This is a genomic window from Granulibacter bethesdensis (assembly GCF_001889525.1).
In the GTDB taxonomy this organism is placed as follows: domain Bacteria; phylum Pseudomonadota; class Alphaproteobacteria; order Acetobacterales; family Acetobacteraceae; genus Granulibacter; species Granulibacter bethesdensis_C.
In genome coordinates this window covers 1,628,885-1,645,651 of the sequence record NZ_CP018192.1, presented here as the reverse complement: position 1 = coordinate 1,645,651, position 16,767 = coordinate 1,628,885, and the positions used below count along the sequence as shown (strand labels likewise).

Genomic DNA, 16,767 nt, shown 5'->3' with positions numbered 1-16,767 from the left:
GAATGTTTTGGCCAGCAAAAATTTAAAACTCCATTGAGAGGTTAGATTATATTTAAATAAAAATTAGAAAATCATAGTATAATTTTACAATATAAATGATTATCTGCAGTTAAGCGGATATATTGGATGGTTTGCCAAAATATGGAAAACATGAACTCTGATATTCATATGAATGATGATATTCTTTATCAGGATAGTAATGTGAATAATCGGAGTGATTTTCTTCAATTAAGAGAAAGATCTCAGCGACTACGGCAAATAATGAAAGAATTTGGCGGCAACAATTTGTTGTCAAAAGAATCTGGTGTTCCGGTCGGCAATCTCAATCGCTATATCGCTGGGCAAGAGATGAAAGTCAGTGCTCTTGTTGCCCTGGCAGAAACGTGTGGCGTCAGCGTGGAGTGGCTTGCTACAGGCAGAGGTAGAAAAAAGATTACCCCAGAAGGTAGCATGGCGGCGGATCTTGGTCATAAAGACATTATCAATCTTCCTTATTTTGATAAGGAAGTTGCAAGCAAATATGCATATCTTAATGATCATCAGGAGGTTGCTCCCAAAAGTTATCTTTTTGAACGTCAGTTTGTGGAAAGCTGTTTTAAGGGGGCAAACGGGTTGGTTATATTTAATGTCTTGGCTGATAATATGACCCCTACTATTTATAAAGAAGACAATCTTGTTATTGATACAAATGAATCGGTAGTATATGATGGTGTTTATGCTGTTGTTATGAATGAAATTATAAATGTAAAACGCATTAAATCGAAGAAAAATAATAACTTTATACTTAGTAGTGATAATGCTTTGTACAGCTCTTCTGATATAGAAGTAAAAAATATAGGATATGACAAAAGTTCTGAATGTTTTATATTCGGAAGGGTTGTTTCAATTATTAGATCTTTTTGATAATAACCTAATTTTTCTATTATTTGCCGTTACATATCATATGTAGCGGCTTTATTTTTATTTGATTATCAAAAACAGCTTCAAACCCTGATTTGCGTTATGTGCGATGCCGTATGAGAAGATAACGCTTTCCAACAATGGTTCTGCAACTTGCACTTGCAAAAAGATACCTGGTCGCCTTATGGATTGAGAATGAATGATGGAGCAACCATAGTGCCCGGTTCTCGGGGCCTGATTATCAGCAGGGGGGATAGACCCTTTTGCGCGCTCTGCACGTCTGCCTTCCGGTTTTTCCTTCGACTTACGTCCCCCTGGGCATAAAGCCAGGCTTAGGGTCGGTTGTGCTCAGGGGGAAGCTTCTCCCGGCGGATGTTCCTTTTAAGGTGCATGCGTTTGGAAGTGCTCAAGCGCAGATCCGCCATGCGGAAGCTGCCCGGTCCCAGCCTGGTCTGGACCGTCTAAAAGGGAAACAGCGACGACTGATCGCCAGGGACACAGTGCATCATGACCATCAGCCACCCCAGTTTCGGTGATATTGGCGATAGCCGAATCATCATTTTCGACACGACACTCCGCGACGGGGAGCAGTCCCCCGGTTTCTCCATGAATCTGGACGAAAAACTGCGTATGGCCGATATGCTGGCCGAACTGGGAGTGGACGTGATCGAAGCCGGTTTCCCGGTTGCTTCTCCTGGTGACTGGGAAAGCGTCAATGCCATTGCGGCAAAATTTGCCAAGGATGGCCCCGTCGTTGCGGGTCTGGCCCGCACAGGCGGCCGCGATGATATCGCCCGGGCGGGAGAGGCGATTCGTCCGGCGGCACGGCGGCGTATCCATAATTTTATCAGTACTTCACCGCTGCACATGAAATACAAGCTGCGGATGGAGCCGGAAACGGTTCTTGAGCTGATTGTTCAGGGCAATGAGCAGGCACGTCGCTTTACAGATGACGTGGAATGGTCCGCCGAAGACGGCAGCCGGACAGAGCCCGAGTTCCTGTGCCGCTGTGTGGAGGCGGCCATCAAGGCGGGTGCCACCACCATCAATATCCCCGATACTGTCGGCTATGCCACGCCGGAGGATATGGAACGCATTTTCCGTATGCTGAAGGAGCGGGTTCCGGGGGCGGAGAAGGTAATTTTTTCGGCTCACAATCATGATGATCTGGGCTTGGCCGTTGCCAACACCATCGCTTCGATCAAGGGTGGGGCGCGTCAGGTGGAGTGTACCATCAACGGCATTGGCGAGCGTGCGGGCAATGCTGCGCTGGAAGAAATCGCCATGACCTTGCGGACCCGCCATGACGTAATGCCCTATGTCAGCGGCCTGGTGACGGAAAATATTCTGCGTACCTCTAAACTGCTGGCCTCCATTACCGGTTTTGACGTGCAGCCGAACAAGGCGATCGTTGGCCGGAACGCTTTCGCGCATGAAAGCGGTATCCATCAGGACGGTGTGCTCAAGAACGCCGCTACCTATGAGATCATGACACCGGAGAGCGTGGGCTGGAGCAAGTCCTCGCTGGTCATGGGAAAGCATTCTGGCCGTGCGGCATTCCGCGACAAGCTGAAGGCTCTTGGCTATGGCGAACTGGGTGAAAACGCCCTGAATGACGCTTTCCGTCGCTTCAAGGAGGTCGCCGATCGCAAGAAGGTGATTTATGACGACGATATTGTTGCGCTGGTGGATGATGAGGTGAACCGGAGCCATGAGCGGATCCGCTTTATCTCCGTCGAGGTGCGGGCCGGTTCACGTGGTCCAGCCACCGCGGCGGTCGAGCTGGAAGTCGATGGCGAATTGAAGCAGGCGGATGCACAGGGAGATGGCCCGGTCGATGCGATTTTCAACGCGATCGGTATAATCTTTACGCATGATGTGGAGCTGAAGCTCTACTCTGTCGGTGCCGTGACCGACGGGGCAGACGCGCAGGCCCGCGTGACTGTGCGTCTGGAAGAAAACGGGAAAATGGTGGACGGGCAGGGGGCGGATACCGATACGATGGTAGCCTCCACCCGTGCGTATGTGCATGCACTCAACAAGCTGCTGGTCAAGCGTGACCGGCGGGAGCCTGAGGCTTTGACGGCATAAACAAAAAGGCGGCAGGTCCTGGAACCTGCTGCCTTTTTTATATGAGAGGTCGGTCTCAGGGCTGGTTTCAGTATCGGCGCCCCTGCGGCGTAGTGGCTGCGCCAACAGCAGCACCTCCCACTCCGCCGATCAGGGCACCGACACCGGCATTGCCCCCGGTGGCGGCCCCCATCAATGCGCCACCACCAGCACCGATGGCACCACCGCTCAACGCACGGGTACCCATGTCGCGGCCACATGCGGCCAGTGCGCTTCCCAGCGCCATGAGAAAGGCAAGGGTTGCAATCATACGCATCAGCTTATTCCTCTCCAGTGAGATATCGTTCTCCTCTGGCTCCGCACGGGGCATTTCCGACCGCTATACTTCGAAGCCCTCTAGGTGGCCGGACCTCTTGCGTGCCGATAGTGGTGAATGAACGTTTGGGAGAGGGCTGGGATGCGTTTCCATGAGGCAACGGGTGTAATCCCTATTATGAAGCCATTATGAATCCTTGGGATCATATTCCGATAGTGGATCGGTTGTGGCTGCCTCTTGCCCTGTGCGCTCAGCCCCGCTAAGCCCAGCCGGCCCCTTTCCATTCCGTTTCAGAGGCCTCCGCGGATGTTTTCTCGCCTCCTTGGCGTCATGTCGGCAGACATGGCCATTGATCTTGGGACTGCCAACACGCTGGTTTACGTCAAAGGCAGGGGCATTGTACTTGCCGAGCCGAGTGTGGTCGCCATTGCGGATTCACGCGGTCGTAAGCAGGTGCTGGCAGTCGGTGAGGAAGCCAAGAACATGCTGGGCCGCACGCCTGGCAATATTCAGGCAATCCGGCCTCTGCGCGATGGTGTGATCGCTGACTTCGAGGTGGCGGAAGAAATGATCAAGCATTTCATCCGCAAGGTGCACAGCCGCAGCCGCTTTGCCTCTCCTCTGATCATTGTGTGTGTGCCGTCCGGCTCCACCGCGGTGGAGCGCCGGGCTATTCAGGAAAGTGCCGAAAGCGCTGGGGCGCGTCGTGTGCTGCTGATTGAGGAGCCAATGGCCGCGGCCATCGGTGCCGGTCTGCCGGTGACCGAGCCTTCAGGGAGCATGATCGTCGATATCGGTGGTGGCACGACCGAGGTTGCGGTGATCTCGCTGGGCGGGATCGTCTATGCGCGTTCGGTGCGCGTCGGTGGTGACAAGATGGATGAGGCGATCATCAATTACATCCGCCGGAATCATAACCTTCTGATCGGTGAAAGCTCGGCCGAGCGGATCAAGATGGATATCGGTGCCGCGAGCGTGCCATGGGATGATGATGATGGACCGTGGCGGCAGGTAAAGGGCCGCGATCTGATGAACGGCGTGCCGCGTGAAGTGGTGGTCAGCCAGCGCCAGATTGCCGAAAGCTTGATCGAGCCGGTGACGGCGATTGTGGAGGCCGTCAAGGTGGCGCTGGAAAACACGCCGCCGGAACTTGCGGCCGATATTGTCGATAAAGGTATTATGCTGACAGGTGGCGGCGCGCTGCTGAACCGCCTTGATCAGGTATTGAGAGATGCGACCGGGCTGCCAGTGGCGGTTGCTGAGGATCCTCTGCAATGCGTGGCGCTGGGAACAGGCCGGGCGCTGGAAGAGATGAAGCGGCTTCGCAATGTGTTGACAACGATGTATTAGGTTTGGCGAGGGAGCAGAATGATGAGGCTGGTTCCCTTCCTGTATCAGCCGAGGCACGGCTTATATCCGCGCGATTTTGAGGAGCGAGCGTAGGCTTGATCCGTTTATCCGTTCCCGTCCGGCAGGCTCTGGCGCGGCTGACTTTGCCGGTGCTGATGGCTGCCGCCTTTGCCTTGATGCTGCTTGGCAAGGTTGATATCAGGCTGGCAGAGCAGGCCCGTACAACGGCTGCGGACCTTCTGGCTCCGATCTATGCCGCGCTTGATGCGCCGATCAGCGCCATCCGCACGGTTTTTGACAATGTGCGGCATGTGACGACCCTGTCCCATGACAATGCCGTACTGCGTGAGGAAAACCAGCGCTTGCGCCGGTGGCAGGCGGTGGCGTTGGCGCTGGATGACGAAAATGCCATGCTCAAGGCACAGCTTCACTGGCTGCCAGACCCACCTGCACCCTATGTCACGGCAAGGGTCGTCTCGGATGCTGGCGGCATTTATGCACGCTCCGTGCTTTTATCAACCGGCCCGCATGCTCCGGGTGGCGGAGGCTTTGTGCGTAAGGGTGAAATTGCTCTGGATGATCGCGGACTTGTCGGGCGCGTGAGCGAGGTTGGCAATAGAAGTGCGCGTATTCTACTGATCACAGATATAAACAGTCGTGTGCCGGTTTCTTTGGATAAAAGCCAGGCTCGCGCTATTCTGGTTGGCACCAACGGTACGAGGCCTCGTCTGCTTTATTATCCCGACAATGCCCAGCCGATGGAGGGGGAGCGGGTGGTGACGAGCGCCGAAGCGAATGCTTTTCCTGCCAATCTGCCTGTGGGGATTGTTCACTATAATGCCAATCACGTGCCCGAAGTGCAGCCTTTCGCTGATCTGTCGCGGCTGGAGGCAGTGCGTATTTTCGATTACGGCCTGCATGGTATCCTGCCACCGGATGCGAAGGTGACGCGGGTGGAGCCGCGCCAGAAATCCTCCGCCCGGGTGCATTAATCGGCTTGGGGGCGTCATGCCCGTAGAAACACCACTGGATCGTGTGGCTCGGCGGGTCAATCCCATTACGCCGAGGCAGACCCTGTTCCGACGCCTGGACCATGCGGCGCGAAGCAGTCTGCCAGTGGTTACAACGATCCTGCTGCTGTTGATGCTCAATGGGCCGCTCGGTCTTCCCGCGCAGGCGGAACTGCCTCCGGCTACGATGCTGGCCTGTGTATTTTTCTGGTCTTTGTTCCGCCCGCGGGCTATGCCGCCCCTGGCAGTGTTTCTGATCGGGGTTCTGGCCGATCTACTTGGGCAGTTTTCGATCGGTGTTTCTGAACTTGCTTTGCTGGCGGCGCAGGCAATGGCAGTGCGTCTGCGACGGGGACTAAGTCAGCAGGGCTTTATGATCGTCTGGCTGGCTTATGCTCTGGTCGCCAGCCTCTGCACTGCGGTAATCTGGTTCATGCAGTCCCTTCTGACCCTCACCATCATGCCGCCCGGACCTGCCCTGTTGCTTGCAACGCTCAGCATCGGGTTTTATCCGGCTCTGGCGGTTCTCTTTACCCGTGCCCATCGCGGTATCACGGATCCGGATCCGGTATGAAGCGGGAAATCAAACGCAGCGGTGTCTTTACGCGACGGGCTTTGGCTCTGGCCGGCCTGCAGGTTGGTGTGATCGGTACGCTGGCGGCCAAACTGTATCAGGTGCAGGTCGTGGAGGGGCAACGCTATGCGCTGCTGGCCAAAACCAACCATATCAGCGAGCGCCTGATCGCGCCTCCGCGTGGTCATGTGCTGGATCGTTTCGGCAGGCCGGTTGCCACCAACAGGCTGCATTGGCTGGCGACTCTGATGACGGAGGAAACCGAAGATCCGGATGCCACACTGGATAATTTCCACCGATTGATCCCCCTGGATGATCATGACCGCGCCCGCATAGCCCGCGATATACGTCGTCATCGCCGCTTTATCCCTGTTGTCATCAAGGATTACCTCAGCTGGGAAGAAATGGCGCTGATTGAGGTTAATGCGCCCGATCTGCCCGGGATTGCGATTGATGTCGGCACAACCCGCGTTTACCCGTACGGTGAGACGCTGGCGCATGTCGTCGGATATGTTGCCCCACCCAGCGAGCACGATATGGGTGATGATCCGATCCTTGCTTTGCCGGGGGTGCGGATTGGGCGGGCCGGGTTGGAGAAATTTCATGATCAGCCGCTTCGTGGTCGTGCGGGGGCGATGCAGCTGGAAGTCAGCGCCGTCGGACGTGTGATCCGAGAGCTCGACCGGCAGGAAGGCATGCCCGGCAGCGAGGTCAGCCTTACGATTGACGCTGAATTACAACGCTCTGTCATAGCGCGGCTGGGGGATGAAAGTGCCAGCGCCGTGGTTCTGGATGCGAAAAACGGGGAGGTGCTGGCCATGGCCACCAATCCTTCCTTTGATCCATCCCTTTTCGATCATGGTGTTTCTCAGGACCAGTGGAAAGAATGGACCCGCAACCGCCGTGCGCCGTTGATCAACAAGGCCGTGGCCGGGATCTACTCACCCGGATCGACCTTCAAGATGTGTGTGGCAATGGCGGGTATGGAGTCCCAGCTCATCGGGGCGGGCGACCGGGTGTTCTGCCCCGGCTATATCGATGTCGGGACAGCACGCTTCCATTGCTGGTCCAAATACGGCCATGGCTCGGTCGATATGCATCAGGCACTGAAATTTTCGTGTGATGTCTATTTTTATGAGGTCGCACGTCGGGTCGGGATGGACCGTATTGCCAACGTGGCAAATCGGATGGGTTTGGGAGTCGATCTGGGGATCGAGCTGCCAAATGCCAAGCGAGGATTGATTCCCACCCGTGCATGGCGGGCAGCAAAGGGACATCCGTGGAATATCGGTGATACCATCGTCGCCGGGATCGGCCAGGGCTATATTCAGGTCACGCCTCTGCAACTGGCGACTTATACGGCCCGCCTGGCCACCGGACGGGCCGTACAGCCGCATCTGACCAGAAGCATCGGTGGTACGGTGGGAGGCGGCACAAGACCCGAGGATTGGCCGGCGCTCGATATTCCTCAGGCTGCCCTTAAAGCGGCACGGGGGGGGATGTTCGCGGTTGTGAATGAGCAGCATGGTACCGCACCACTGGCACGACTTCCCCTGCCAGTGCAGATGGCCGGAAAAACTGGCTCTACGCAGGTCCGTCGCGTTTCCCGTGAATTGCGTGAGCGCGGTAATTTTAAATCCGAAAATCTGCCATGGGAATTCAGGCCGCATGCGCTGTTTGTCGCATATGCGCCTTATGATGATCCCCAATATGCACTGGCAGTCGTGGTGGAACATGGGAATGCGGGTGCCCAGGCCGCAGCCCCGGTGGCAAGGGACATCATGATGGATGTGCTCTCACGCGATCCGGCCAATAAAAAACCCGGGCAGACAATCGCGGAGAAAGGATAATGGGGGTTTATGAGCGCCGCCTGCTGAATGATCGTTCAGCAGCGTTCGTCAATAAACTCTGGCGGATCAACTGGTTTTTTGTGTTGTTGCTCTGCCTGTTGGCGGGGGCGGGATATATGGCCCTTTATGCCGCAGGGGGTGGATCCGCACCGTATGCCGACAAGCATCTGATCCGTTTTGCAGTAGGCATGGTGATGATGCTGGCCATTGCCATGACGGATATCCGGATTATCTGCCGTTTCGCGTGGCCTGCCTATTTTTTTGCTTTGGGACTGTTGGTCCTAGTGGCCCGTATGGGTCATATCGGCAAGGGTGCCCAAAGATGGATTGAGCTGGGACCTTTGCAACTTCAGCCCAGCGAGTTGATGAAGTTGTTTCTGGTCCTGGCCCTCGCTGCCTGGTTCCGCAAAGCATCGTGGGAGCAGGTTGGCAGGCCGTTTTTTCTAATCGTCCCGACCCTTGCAGTGCTAGCTCCCGCAGCGCTTATCCTGAAGGAGCCAAATCTCGGAACCGCTGTGATCACGGCCATCGTGGGTGGCTCCGTCTTTATGACGGCAGGGGTGAGGCTGTGGAAATTTGCCCTGATTCTCGGGGCGGTGGCTGGTATCGCCCCTTTTGCGTATCATCACCTGCATGATTATCAGCGTCAGCGCATCATCACATTCTTAAACCCTGAAAGCGATCCGCTGGGGGCTGGCTATAACATTATCCAGTCAAAAATCGGTCTTGGCTCAGGGGGTATGTGGGGACAAGGTATTCTGGATGGCACCAGGGGTAATCTGGCGCTCCTGCCGGAAAAGCAGACCGACTTCATCTTTACAGTATTCTCGGAACAGTTCGGCTTTATGGGGGGTGTTGCTCTACTCTGTCTGCTCTGTCTGATCGTGTTGAGTGGTATGGCGACCGCTATCCGTTGCCGTCACCAGTTCGGGCGGTTGCTGGCTTTGGGATTATCAGTCAACTTTTTCATGTATATCGTGGTGAACGTTGCGATGGTGATGGGCGCAATTCCAGTCGGAGGGGTGCCGTTGCCACTGGTATCGCATGGCGGTTCCGCGATGCTATGTGCGATGCTTGGATTCGGACTGTTGATGTCGGTTCATGTACATCGTGATGTGGAGTTTGAAGATAATAGAGACGAGTTTTTAACGTCGCCACGTTTTATGTAGTCTTACGACAATAATATAAAGGCACTGCCTAAAAATAGACAGCGCCTTTATAAAGCATAACAATAGTAGGTATTAAAGTAAGATCAAGAACTGAAAACTTGACCGGAGTTCAGGTGGTTCACGCCAACCAATGTGATCGTTGTGTTGTCGTTCAGCGTGAGTTGGGTGCTGGCAAGACCACCAACATTTACGGAAGCCTGATTGGCGACAGCCGCATTTTCAGCATCAACGCCCCACTTATTCAGTGACAGCAAAGAAGAAGAATTAAATTCCCAGATTGTAGTGCTCTGCATACCCTTAGACAAAACAAAAACGTCTTTTCCGCTACCACCAAGCATTGTGGACGAACCAACGCCCGAGATGAAGGTATCGTTGCCGGAACCGCCATAGAGCAAGTCCCTGCCACTACCTGCCTGAAGAACATTATCGCTGCTTGAGAAAGCAGTAGAAAGCGTATTATTGCCACCCTGTGCTATAAGCTGGTTGCCGCCTACGGTATTATTAACAAGGTTTATGGATGCATTGTTACTAAAATATGCATTAGTGCCCTTAGGTGCGTTTGCCCCAAACACAAATTGAGTGCCACCTAAAGCCACAAATGTTGTTTTGCCGCCCTGTAAGTTAAAGGTATTATTGCCGCCCCCAGCAAACAATGTCGATGCACCAGTGCCACCAAACATAGTATTGCTACCAGTTGTACTCACGAAAGCCATAGATCCAGATTGGAACTGGTAGTAGCCGCTACCATCTTCCGCGAACACCGTACTGGCGCCTGATGCGCCGACATAACTTGCCTGGCCCGTGCCTGCTCTGACTTTGTTCGTAAATTGGGTGCTTGTTCCTTCTTTACCGCCGTAGAAAAGTGAATTGCCTGCAAATGCAGCTAGTGTAGCGTTACCAGTACCACCAATATATGTGTCAGAGCCAAGGGCATTCAACAGAATGTTACTGGTTTGGCCTTTTATGTAACTTCCTGCGATATTAGGCGAATTTTGATCTGTCTGGATATTCCAGTTTCCGCCTGTGCCCATAATGGTATTGGCGCCGAGAGAACCCAGAATAGTACCTTGACCTGCGCCAGTCTCGAGATAGCCACCAGCAGTACCAAAAATCACTGCCTGATTGGCAATTGTATTGGTATTATTAACAACAACATTACTGACAGAACCAGGCTGCGAGGTCGCGCCGATAATAATACTGGAAAAACCAGTCGGCACAGACGACATACTGGAGGTAATCAAGGCAATAGCACTTGCGGCTTCAACTGTTGGTGATGCAGTTGGATTGTCCACCGCTTGAAGGGTATTATGTGCCTCAGCTGCATAGATAGAACTCAACAACTGCGTCGTAATAGGCGCAAGATTGCGGTTATAATCTAGGCTCACTGTTGACAGAGGGGTATTACCCCCGGGAACAGTTACATTTGAAGCCATTTCTAAAATTCCTGACTCTCTATGAGTACATAACTATCCAAAAAAAAATCAAAAATCTAGTCTTATTTAAGATGTCATTTTTAATTTCTTTTTATGGTTATTAATATATTTAAAATTAACAAAATAATTTATATTATTAATTTAATTTCTTGCTTTTTAACCTGACTCTCTTCCGACTGACCTTGCCTTGCTGTATGCCCTGCACATGGTCGAACCTTTTTCCTTAACGCCAAATTCCTGCTTCGATGTAGCCAAACAAGAGGGCGTTGAACTCACAGTCGTCGTTCCCTGCTACAACGAGCGGGCGAACGTTGCACCGATGGTCGCAAAGCTGGATCAGGCTTTGAAGGATTGCCGGTGGGAGGTTCTGTTCGTCGATGATAACAGCCCTGATGGTACAGCAGATGCGGCCCGCGATCTGGCGAGGCATGACCATCGCGTACGCTGTATCAAGCGGGTTGGTCGTCGGGGACTGTCCTCAGCGGTGATTGAGGGCGCATTGGCGTGCTCTTCCCCGTTTGTGGCTGTGATAGATGGTGATCTGCAACATGACGAAACGGCCCTTCGTCCGATGCTGGACCTGCTGAGGAGTGGTACCTGCGATGTAGCGGTCGGTAGCCGCCATGTTGAAGGGGGCGATGCATCCGGCTTGGCAGGAGAATGGCGGCATCGTCTGTCACAGGGTGGGACACGGCTGGCGCAGGCGATGCTGCCGGTTCCGCTCTCTGATCCAATGAGCGGTTTTTTTATGATGCGGCAAGACCGGTTTGAGGCTCTGGCCCCGCGTCTGACCGGTCAGGGCTTCAAGATTCTGCTCGATCTGCTGCTGGCTTCACCAGAACCTCTTCGGATAAGGGAGGTGCCGTGCCGTTTCCGGGATCGGGTAGCAGGCGAGAGCAAGTTGAATGCGCTGGTTCTGATCCAGTTCATGGCCTTGTTGGTCGACAAGGCCTTGCACGGGGTGGTTCCGCTGCGTTTTCTTTCCTTCGCGGGGGTTGGCGCTATTGGGCTTGTGGTGCATCTGGCGGTACTGCTGACCGTCAGGCCGCTCATGCATTTTCATCTGGCCCAGCTTCTGGCCACGGTTGTTGCCATGGCAGTGAATTTCGAGCTGAACAATCGCATCACCTATGCGGATCAGCGCTTGAAAGGAAGGCGTCTCTGGATCGGGCGCCTTATGTTTTTCCTGGTGTGTGGATTGGGGGCGGCAGCTAATATCGGCATTGCGCAGATGATCTATGAAATGGATCGCGCCTGGAGCTTCGCCGGTGCGACAGGGGCCATGATCGGGCTGGTGTGGAATTATACCGTCTCCGCCACCCTGATCTGGCGTGCGCGCTGATGGAGCAGGCGAGGCGGCCGGCAGGAGTGCCATGGATCGCCGCTCTGACGGTCCTGACGCTGGTGAGACTGGCGGTAGCGGCATGGATGCCGTTATCGCCGGATGAGGCCTATTACTGGATATGGTCGCGTGCTTCGGATCTGTCCTATCTGGACCATCCACCCATGGTGGCGTGGTGGATAAGGATTGGCACGACCCTGCTGCCTGATGGGGCAGCATGGCTTCCGCTGGGTGTCAGACTACTGGGGCCAGTGTCGGCGGCGCTCGGATCCATATTACTCGTCAGGGCTGGGATAGATCTGTTTGCCTCCCGCACGGCCGGGCTGAAAGCAGCGCTGCTGCTGAATGCCACGCTGTTTCTGGGGGCAGGTTCGGTGATCATGACACCGGATACCCCGCTGCTGTTTTTCTGCGTGCTGCTGCTGTTTGCTCTCGGGCGCATCGTGGATTCCTCACGAGAGGACCGAGGGCAGGGAGGATGGTGGTTGCTGGCAGGACTGGCTGCCGGGTGCGGATTGCTGAGCAAATATACGGCGGCCCTGCCGATCATGGGGATGGGGCTGTGGTTGCTGGATCAGAAAGCGTCATTCCGTTGGATCAGACGTTGGCACCCATGGGCCGGCCTGATGGTGGCGGCGGTGTTATTCTCCCCGGTGATCCTGTGGAATGTGCAGCATGGCTGGGCCAGTTTCATCAAGCAGGGCGGCCGTAACGGAGCCTTTCACTGGACTTTCCGCTATCTGGGGGAGTTGCTTGGCGGGCAGGCCGGGCTGGCAACGCCGGGTGTTTTTCTGCTCTGCGCGGCTGGGGTCGGTCAGGCTTTTCACATCTGGCTGCGGCAGAGGAGGCAGGGTGAGCCTGCTGAACTGGCGACCGCCGCGTTGCTGGCGGCCCTGACTCTGCCGGGAATCATTTTTCTGGAACATGCGCTGGGTGACAGGGTACAGGCCAATTGGCCGGCCCTGCTTTATCCTGCTGCCTGCCTGGCGGCGGGCGGGTTGCTGCCGGGCTGGCGATGGTTCCGTGTTGCGAGCGTGCTGGGGCTGGGGATCACCGCACTTGTCTATATGCAGGCGACCCTGATGCTTCTGCCATTGCCGCCGAAACTGGACCCGGCAGCCTCTCGCATGAGCGGATGGCAAACCATGGCGCAGAAGGCGGCAGAACTGGCCAGAGCAAACGGCATGAAAGCAGTTGTCGCTGATAATTACGATCTTGCCTCTGAATTGGCCGTTTATTTACCGGTTGATGTGCAGGCATGGGGTATGGAACCTCGCTGGCGCCTGTTCCGTCTACCCTACGTCAAAGCGGATGGCGCATCGGTCCTGCTGATTGAGACAGCAAAGCGGAAGGAACCTCCTGATCCGCTGGATTGGGCTGATCTTCAGAGTCTGGGAGAGGTGGTGAGGCAGCATGATGGGCGGGTGATCGAGACTTATCATCTCTACCGGGCCCGACCGCTGGGGACAGCCACCCTGTTGCCACGTCAACCCTGACCATCGCAGCAAAAGGGTATGATCTGCATGCTATCAGCTTCTTGTCTCGATCACATACCATGCCGGTTGTTGCAGGGCGCTTTCATGGCTGCGCTCATTCTGCTGCCATGCCTGGGATGGAGCGCGGAGCATGATCCGTTACTGGGTCCATGGCTTACACAGGATCGGGAAGCGGTGATCGAACTGGTGCAGTGCAAGCCCCGTAGCGATAGGTCGGGTCAATCCGGGCTGTGTGGTCGTATCGCGGGCATCACCCTTGATCACCCGGATGATCCGATGCCGGTGGATGTCTGGGGGCGCCCACAATGTGGCGAGACTATCATCGAAACTGGTCCCCGCGATGAAGACGGGCGTTGGCCGGGCAGGATTCTCGATCCCCGCAAGGGAAGCTGGTACAGCGTATCCCTGTGGATCGGGCCCGATGGAAATTTGCGGGTGCGTGGCTATATCGGCATATCGCTGTTCGGAGAGACACAGAGCTGGACCCGCTATCATGGCCGTTTGCGCACGGATTGCCTGATGCAACATATGGCCAAAGCGGATTAGGTCTGCAAGGACTGGCAGAGGACAATTACCGGCAGAGGAAAGGTATCGTGAGCCTCTCGTCAAAACTCATCACGATACCGATATCAGAACCCGGTCAAGGGGTGAGGGAGCAGACTGCGTGGCTGATCCATACGAGACGCTGGGTGTCAGGAAAGACGCATCCGCGAAGGACATTCGGGATGCATACCGTCGGCTTGCCAAGCAGTATCATCCGGATGTGAATCCGGGCGATACAGTGGCTGAGACGAAGTTCAAGGATATTTCTGCGGCCCATGCCCTGCTTTCAGATACGGACAAGCGCGCCCGCTATGATCGCGGTGAGATTGATGCCACCGGACAGGAGCGCGGGCCGGCCTATGGATACTCCCGTACTGCTCAGGGCCAGCAGGGCAATCCGTTCGAGGGGCAGGATTTTGCCGATCTCTTCGGCGATCTGTTCAATGGTGGCCGTCCGCGTGGGCCGGCAAAAGGACAATCTACCCGTTACCAGATGACGATCAGCTTTCTGGAGGCGGTCAATGGCGTGCCTAAAAAGCGCATCACGATGCCGGATGGCAAGGCGATTGACCTTCAGATTCCTCCCGGCGCGGAAAGCGGTCAGGTGCTGCGTCTGCGTGGACAGGGGGCGCCCGGCCATGCGGGTGGTCCGGCAGGTGACGTGCTGATTGAGTTATCTGTTGCGCCGCATCCCATCTATCGAAGGGAGGAGCAGACCATCCATCTGGATGTGCCTGTCACCTACGCAGAGGCCGTGCTGGGCGCGAAAATCGAGGTTCCTACACCGCGTGGGGCGGTAACAGTGACGGTTCCGCCGCACAGCGATAGCGGGACCAGACTCCGCCTGCGGGGACGCGGTGTTCCGGCCCATGGCGGCAAGGCGGCGGGGGATGCGATCGTCACACTGCGTCTGGTTCTCGGCACGGTCGATCCGGCGCTGGAGGCGTTCCTGCGTGATCATCAGCCGGAAAAATCGGAAGCCAATCCGCGGCAGTCCCTGTTGCATGATGCTGCCTGAGGCTTTGTCTGCACCATTAACGAGGCTGCGTTGCATCCCTGTCGCGACGAGAAGGCTTTTGTCCCGGTTGTGATGGGCCTAATTTCATAAGCAAGCTTATGAAAGTGGAGCAGGCAATGACTTCTTCCCGCGTGACCATCGCTACTGCCCCCGGGAAGGCCATCGTGACGGCATTGGCCGGTATGCTGGGTTTCATCCTGATCATGGGGTTCGGCCGGTTCGCCTATACCGCGATCCTGCCCCTGATGATCCGGGAGGGGAGCGTCACGGTCCATAGCGGCTCATTGTTGGCGACGGTTAATCTCGCCGGCTATCTGGTGGGTGCGCTCAGCGGTATGGCAGCGGGGGAACGTAGCCGTCCCATGCTGTTATGGGGGATGGTGCTGACCGCGTTGGGTCTGATCGGTATGGGGATGACCGGATATTATCCGGCGTGGCAGGGGCTGCGTTTCCTGTCCGGTGTCGCCAGCGCATGGGGGCTGGTCGGTATCACGCATTGGAGCATGCGGCGTCTCGTAGCGTCCGGTCATGGCCACTGGCGCGGCATTGTTTTCAGCGGTCCCGGCTTTGGCATCATGATCACGGGCCTTTTGGTGCCCATGATGGCCGGGCATGGAATGAGGGTTGCCGGGATATGGCTCTGGCTTGGAATACTGGCTGCTTTCGGTGGTGCTCTGGTGCTGGTGGCGTCATGGCGGGAGAGTACGCCCCCTCATTCCCCTATTGTCACGCCGCTGCATATTTTCACCCCCGTCAGTGGTCCGCAGTTCCGGCTTCCGAAGGCGATGCTGGCGGTTGCCTATGGAATTTCAGGAGCCTGCTATATCGTGCCAGCGACCTTTCTGCCGCTGATCGCGCGGGAGGTTCTGCCGGGCGGTGGGCTGGATCAGTTTCTCTGGCCTGTCATGGGGTTGATGGCCGGCTTGTCCACCATCCTGTGCGGATTTGTGCCGCCCAGGCATCATGCGCGTACTCTGGTGGTGGTCTATCTGTGTGAGGCAGTAGGGGTCGTGATCCCGGTTTTCCTGCCTTCTCTGGTCGGGCTGGCAGTGAGCAGCGTGATGGTCGGATCAACCATGATGCTGGGCGTGATGCTGAGCATGGATGCAGCCAAAAATCGCTATCATGATCCGTCTTTGGTGGCGATGCTCACGGCTGGATATGCGGTTGGGCAGGTGGTCGGCCCGTATATGGCAGGGACGCTTTATCAGTACACGCATTCGTTTCTGCCCTCCCTGGCTGTGGCGGGGGCATGGCTTGCGCTGTCGGCTCTGCTTTCGGTGCTGGAGCCGATGATCTGGGAAAAGCGTCGTCTAACGATGGATCAGGACAGCAGGGATGCTGCACAGAGCAACGCGGCCAGCAAGGAAGCCATACCAGCGGCCTGACGGGTTGCCACAGGACGATAGGCCAGAACCAATGCCAGCGTGATGGCGGCCAGTGTCAGCACGCCAAACCATGCGACCGGCCCCGCGGCCCAGCCAAGCCCGGTGGCGCAGAGTATCAAGGCCACCACCAGCCCGATCGATCCGGCGAATCTGCCAATCTGGTCACGCCAGTCCGGCCTCTCCTTTTTTTTCAAAGGGATCGAGGGGGCCATTTGCCGTTTATGCCGCTCCATGCTCCATGCGATGGCGGTAAAAGCAGCGAAAGTGATCAGAAAAGCCGCCAGCAGAGCAAGAGAAGGCATCATGGG

Annotated in this window: 15 protein-coding genes; 12 read left to right on the top strand and 3 right to left on the bottom strand. The window is 55.9% G+C overall.

The window, feature by feature from the left end; translation table 11 throughout:
* The first annotated feature begins 168 nt into the window (after positions 1-168).
* Positions 169-903, top strand: a complete 735-nt coding sequence (locus tag GbCGDNIH6_RS07540; protein WP_157692363.1) for a LexA family transcriptional regulator — start codon at positions 169-171, stop codon at positions 901-903.
* A gap of 504 nt (positions 904-1,407) precedes the next feature.
* On the top strand, positions 1,408-2,991 hold the full coding sequence (locus GbCGDNIH6_RS07535) for a 2-isopropylmalate synthase (protein WP_072563428.1): 1,584 nt from the start codon (positions 1,408-1,410) through the stop codon (positions 2,989-2,991).
* A gap of 67 nt (positions 2,992-3,058) precedes the next feature.
* Here GbCGDNIH6_RS07535 and GbCGDNIH6_RS07530 read toward each other — a convergent pair whose 3' ends face one another.
* The gene (locus GbCGDNIH6_RS07530) at positions 3,059-3,286 is read right to left on the bottom strand and encodes a cell envelope biogenesis protein OmpA (RefSeq protein ID WP_072564449.1); all 228 of its coding nucleotides are present in this window, start codon (positions 3,284-3,286) and stop codon (positions 3,059-3,061) included.
* A gap of 306 nt (positions 3,287-3,592) precedes the next feature.
* Here GbCGDNIH6_RS07530 and GbCGDNIH6_RS07525 point away from each other — a divergent pair, with 306 nt between their 5' ends.
* The 5 genes from GbCGDNIH6_RS07525 (at position 3,593) to rodA (ending at position 9,239) form a co-directional block, all read left to right on the top strand.
* On the top strand, positions 3,593-4,636 hold the full coding sequence (locus GbCGDNIH6_RS07525) for a rod shape-determining protein (RefSeq protein WP_025286912.1): 1,044 nt from the start codon (positions 3,593-3,595) through the stop codon (positions 4,634-4,636).
* Positions 4,637-4,731: 95 nt separating this feature from the next.
* Positions 4,732-5,628: a rod shape-determining protein MreC gene (gene mreC / locus GbCGDNIH6_RS07520; protein ID WP_072563427.1), complete on the top strand. Its 897-nt coding sequence runs from the start codon at positions 4,732-4,734 to the stop codon at positions 5,626-5,628.
* A 16-nt stretch (positions 5,629-5,644) separates the two neighbouring features.
* A complete protein-coding gene (locus GbCGDNIH6_RS07515; protein ID WP_081370024.1) occupies positions 5,645-6,220 on the top strand; it encodes a hypothetical protein in 576 nt (191 codons plus the stop codon).
* Complete coding sequence (mrdA, locus tag GbCGDNIH6_RS07510; protein WP_072563426.1) at positions 6,217-8,070, top strand: penicillin-binding protein 2; 1,854 nt, start codon at positions 6,217-6,219, stop codon at positions 8,068-8,070. The genes GbCGDNIH6_RS07515 and mrdA overlap by 4 nt, the downstream gene beginning before the upstream one ends.
* On the top strand, positions 8,070-9,239 hold the full coding sequence (rodA, locus tag GbCGDNIH6_RS07505; RefSeq protein ID WP_072563425.1) for a rod shape-determining protein RodA: 1,170 nt from the start codon (positions 8,070-8,072) through the stop codon (positions 9,237-9,239). Before mrdA ends, rodA begins: the two co-directional genes overlap by 1 nt.
* Before the next feature lie 83 nt (positions 9,240-9,322).
* Here rodA and GbCGDNIH6_RS07500 read toward each other — a convergent pair whose 3' ends face one another.
* Positions 9,323-10,672 carry a calcium-binding protein gene (locus tag GbCGDNIH6_RS07500; RefSeq protein WP_072563424.1) on the bottom strand — a complete coding sequence of 450 codons (1,350 nt, stop codon included), beginning with the start codon at positions 10,670-10,672 and terminating at the stop codon, positions 9,323-9,325.
* 205 nt (positions 10,673-10,877) lie between these two features.
* Here GbCGDNIH6_RS07500 and GbCGDNIH6_RS07495 point away from each other — a divergent pair, with 205 nt between their 5' ends.
* From GbCGDNIH6_RS07495 to GbCGDNIH6_RS07475, 5 genes are all read left to right on the top strand, one after another.
* Positions 10,878-12,014 carry a glycosyltransferase gene (locus tag GbCGDNIH6_RS07495; RefSeq protein WP_072564447.1) on the top strand — a complete coding sequence of 379 codons (1,137 nt, stop codon included), beginning with the start codon at positions 10,878-10,880 and terminating at the stop codon, positions 12,012-12,014.
* On the top strand, positions 11,969-13,510 hold the full coding sequence (locus GbCGDNIH6_RS07490) for an ArnT family glycosyltransferase (RefSeq protein WP_157692362.1): 1,542 nt from the start codon (positions 11,969-11,971) through the stop codon (positions 13,508-13,510). Before GbCGDNIH6_RS07495 ends, GbCGDNIH6_RS07490 begins: the two co-directional genes overlap by 46 nt.
* 84 nt (positions 13,511-13,594) lie before the next feature.
* On the top strand, positions 13,595-14,056 hold the full coding sequence (locus tag GbCGDNIH6_RS07485) for a DUF2147 domain-containing protein (RefSeq protein WP_072563422.1): 462 nt from the start codon (positions 13,595-13,597) through the stop codon (positions 14,054-14,056).
* 118 nt (positions 14,057-14,174) lie between these two features.
* Positions 14,175-15,071 (top strand): DnaJ C-terminal domain-containing protein, encoded by an 897-nt coding sequence (locus GbCGDNIH6_RS07480; RefSeq protein ID WP_072563421.1) that lies wholly within the window; start codon positions 14,175-14,177, stop codon positions 15,069-15,071.
* A gap of 116 nt (positions 15,072-15,187) precedes the next feature.
* Positions 15,188-16,459 (top strand): YbfB/YjiJ family MFS transporter, encoded by a 1,272-nt coding sequence (locus tag GbCGDNIH6_RS07475; protein ID WP_157692361.1) that lies wholly within the window; start codon positions 15,188-15,190, stop codon positions 16,457-16,459.
* On the opposite strand, the gene GbCGDNIH6_RS07470 is transcribed toward GbCGDNIH6_RS07475, so the two are convergent.
* Positions 16,396-16,764: a DUF3325 domain-containing protein gene (locus GbCGDNIH6_RS07470; protein ID WP_081370022.1), complete on the bottom strand. Its 369-nt coding sequence runs from the start codon at positions 16,762-16,764 to the stop codon at positions 16,396-16,398. The genes GbCGDNIH6_RS07475 and GbCGDNIH6_RS07470 overlap by 64 nt on opposite strands.
* Between the last annotated feature and the right edge of the window lie 3 nt (positions 16,765-16,767).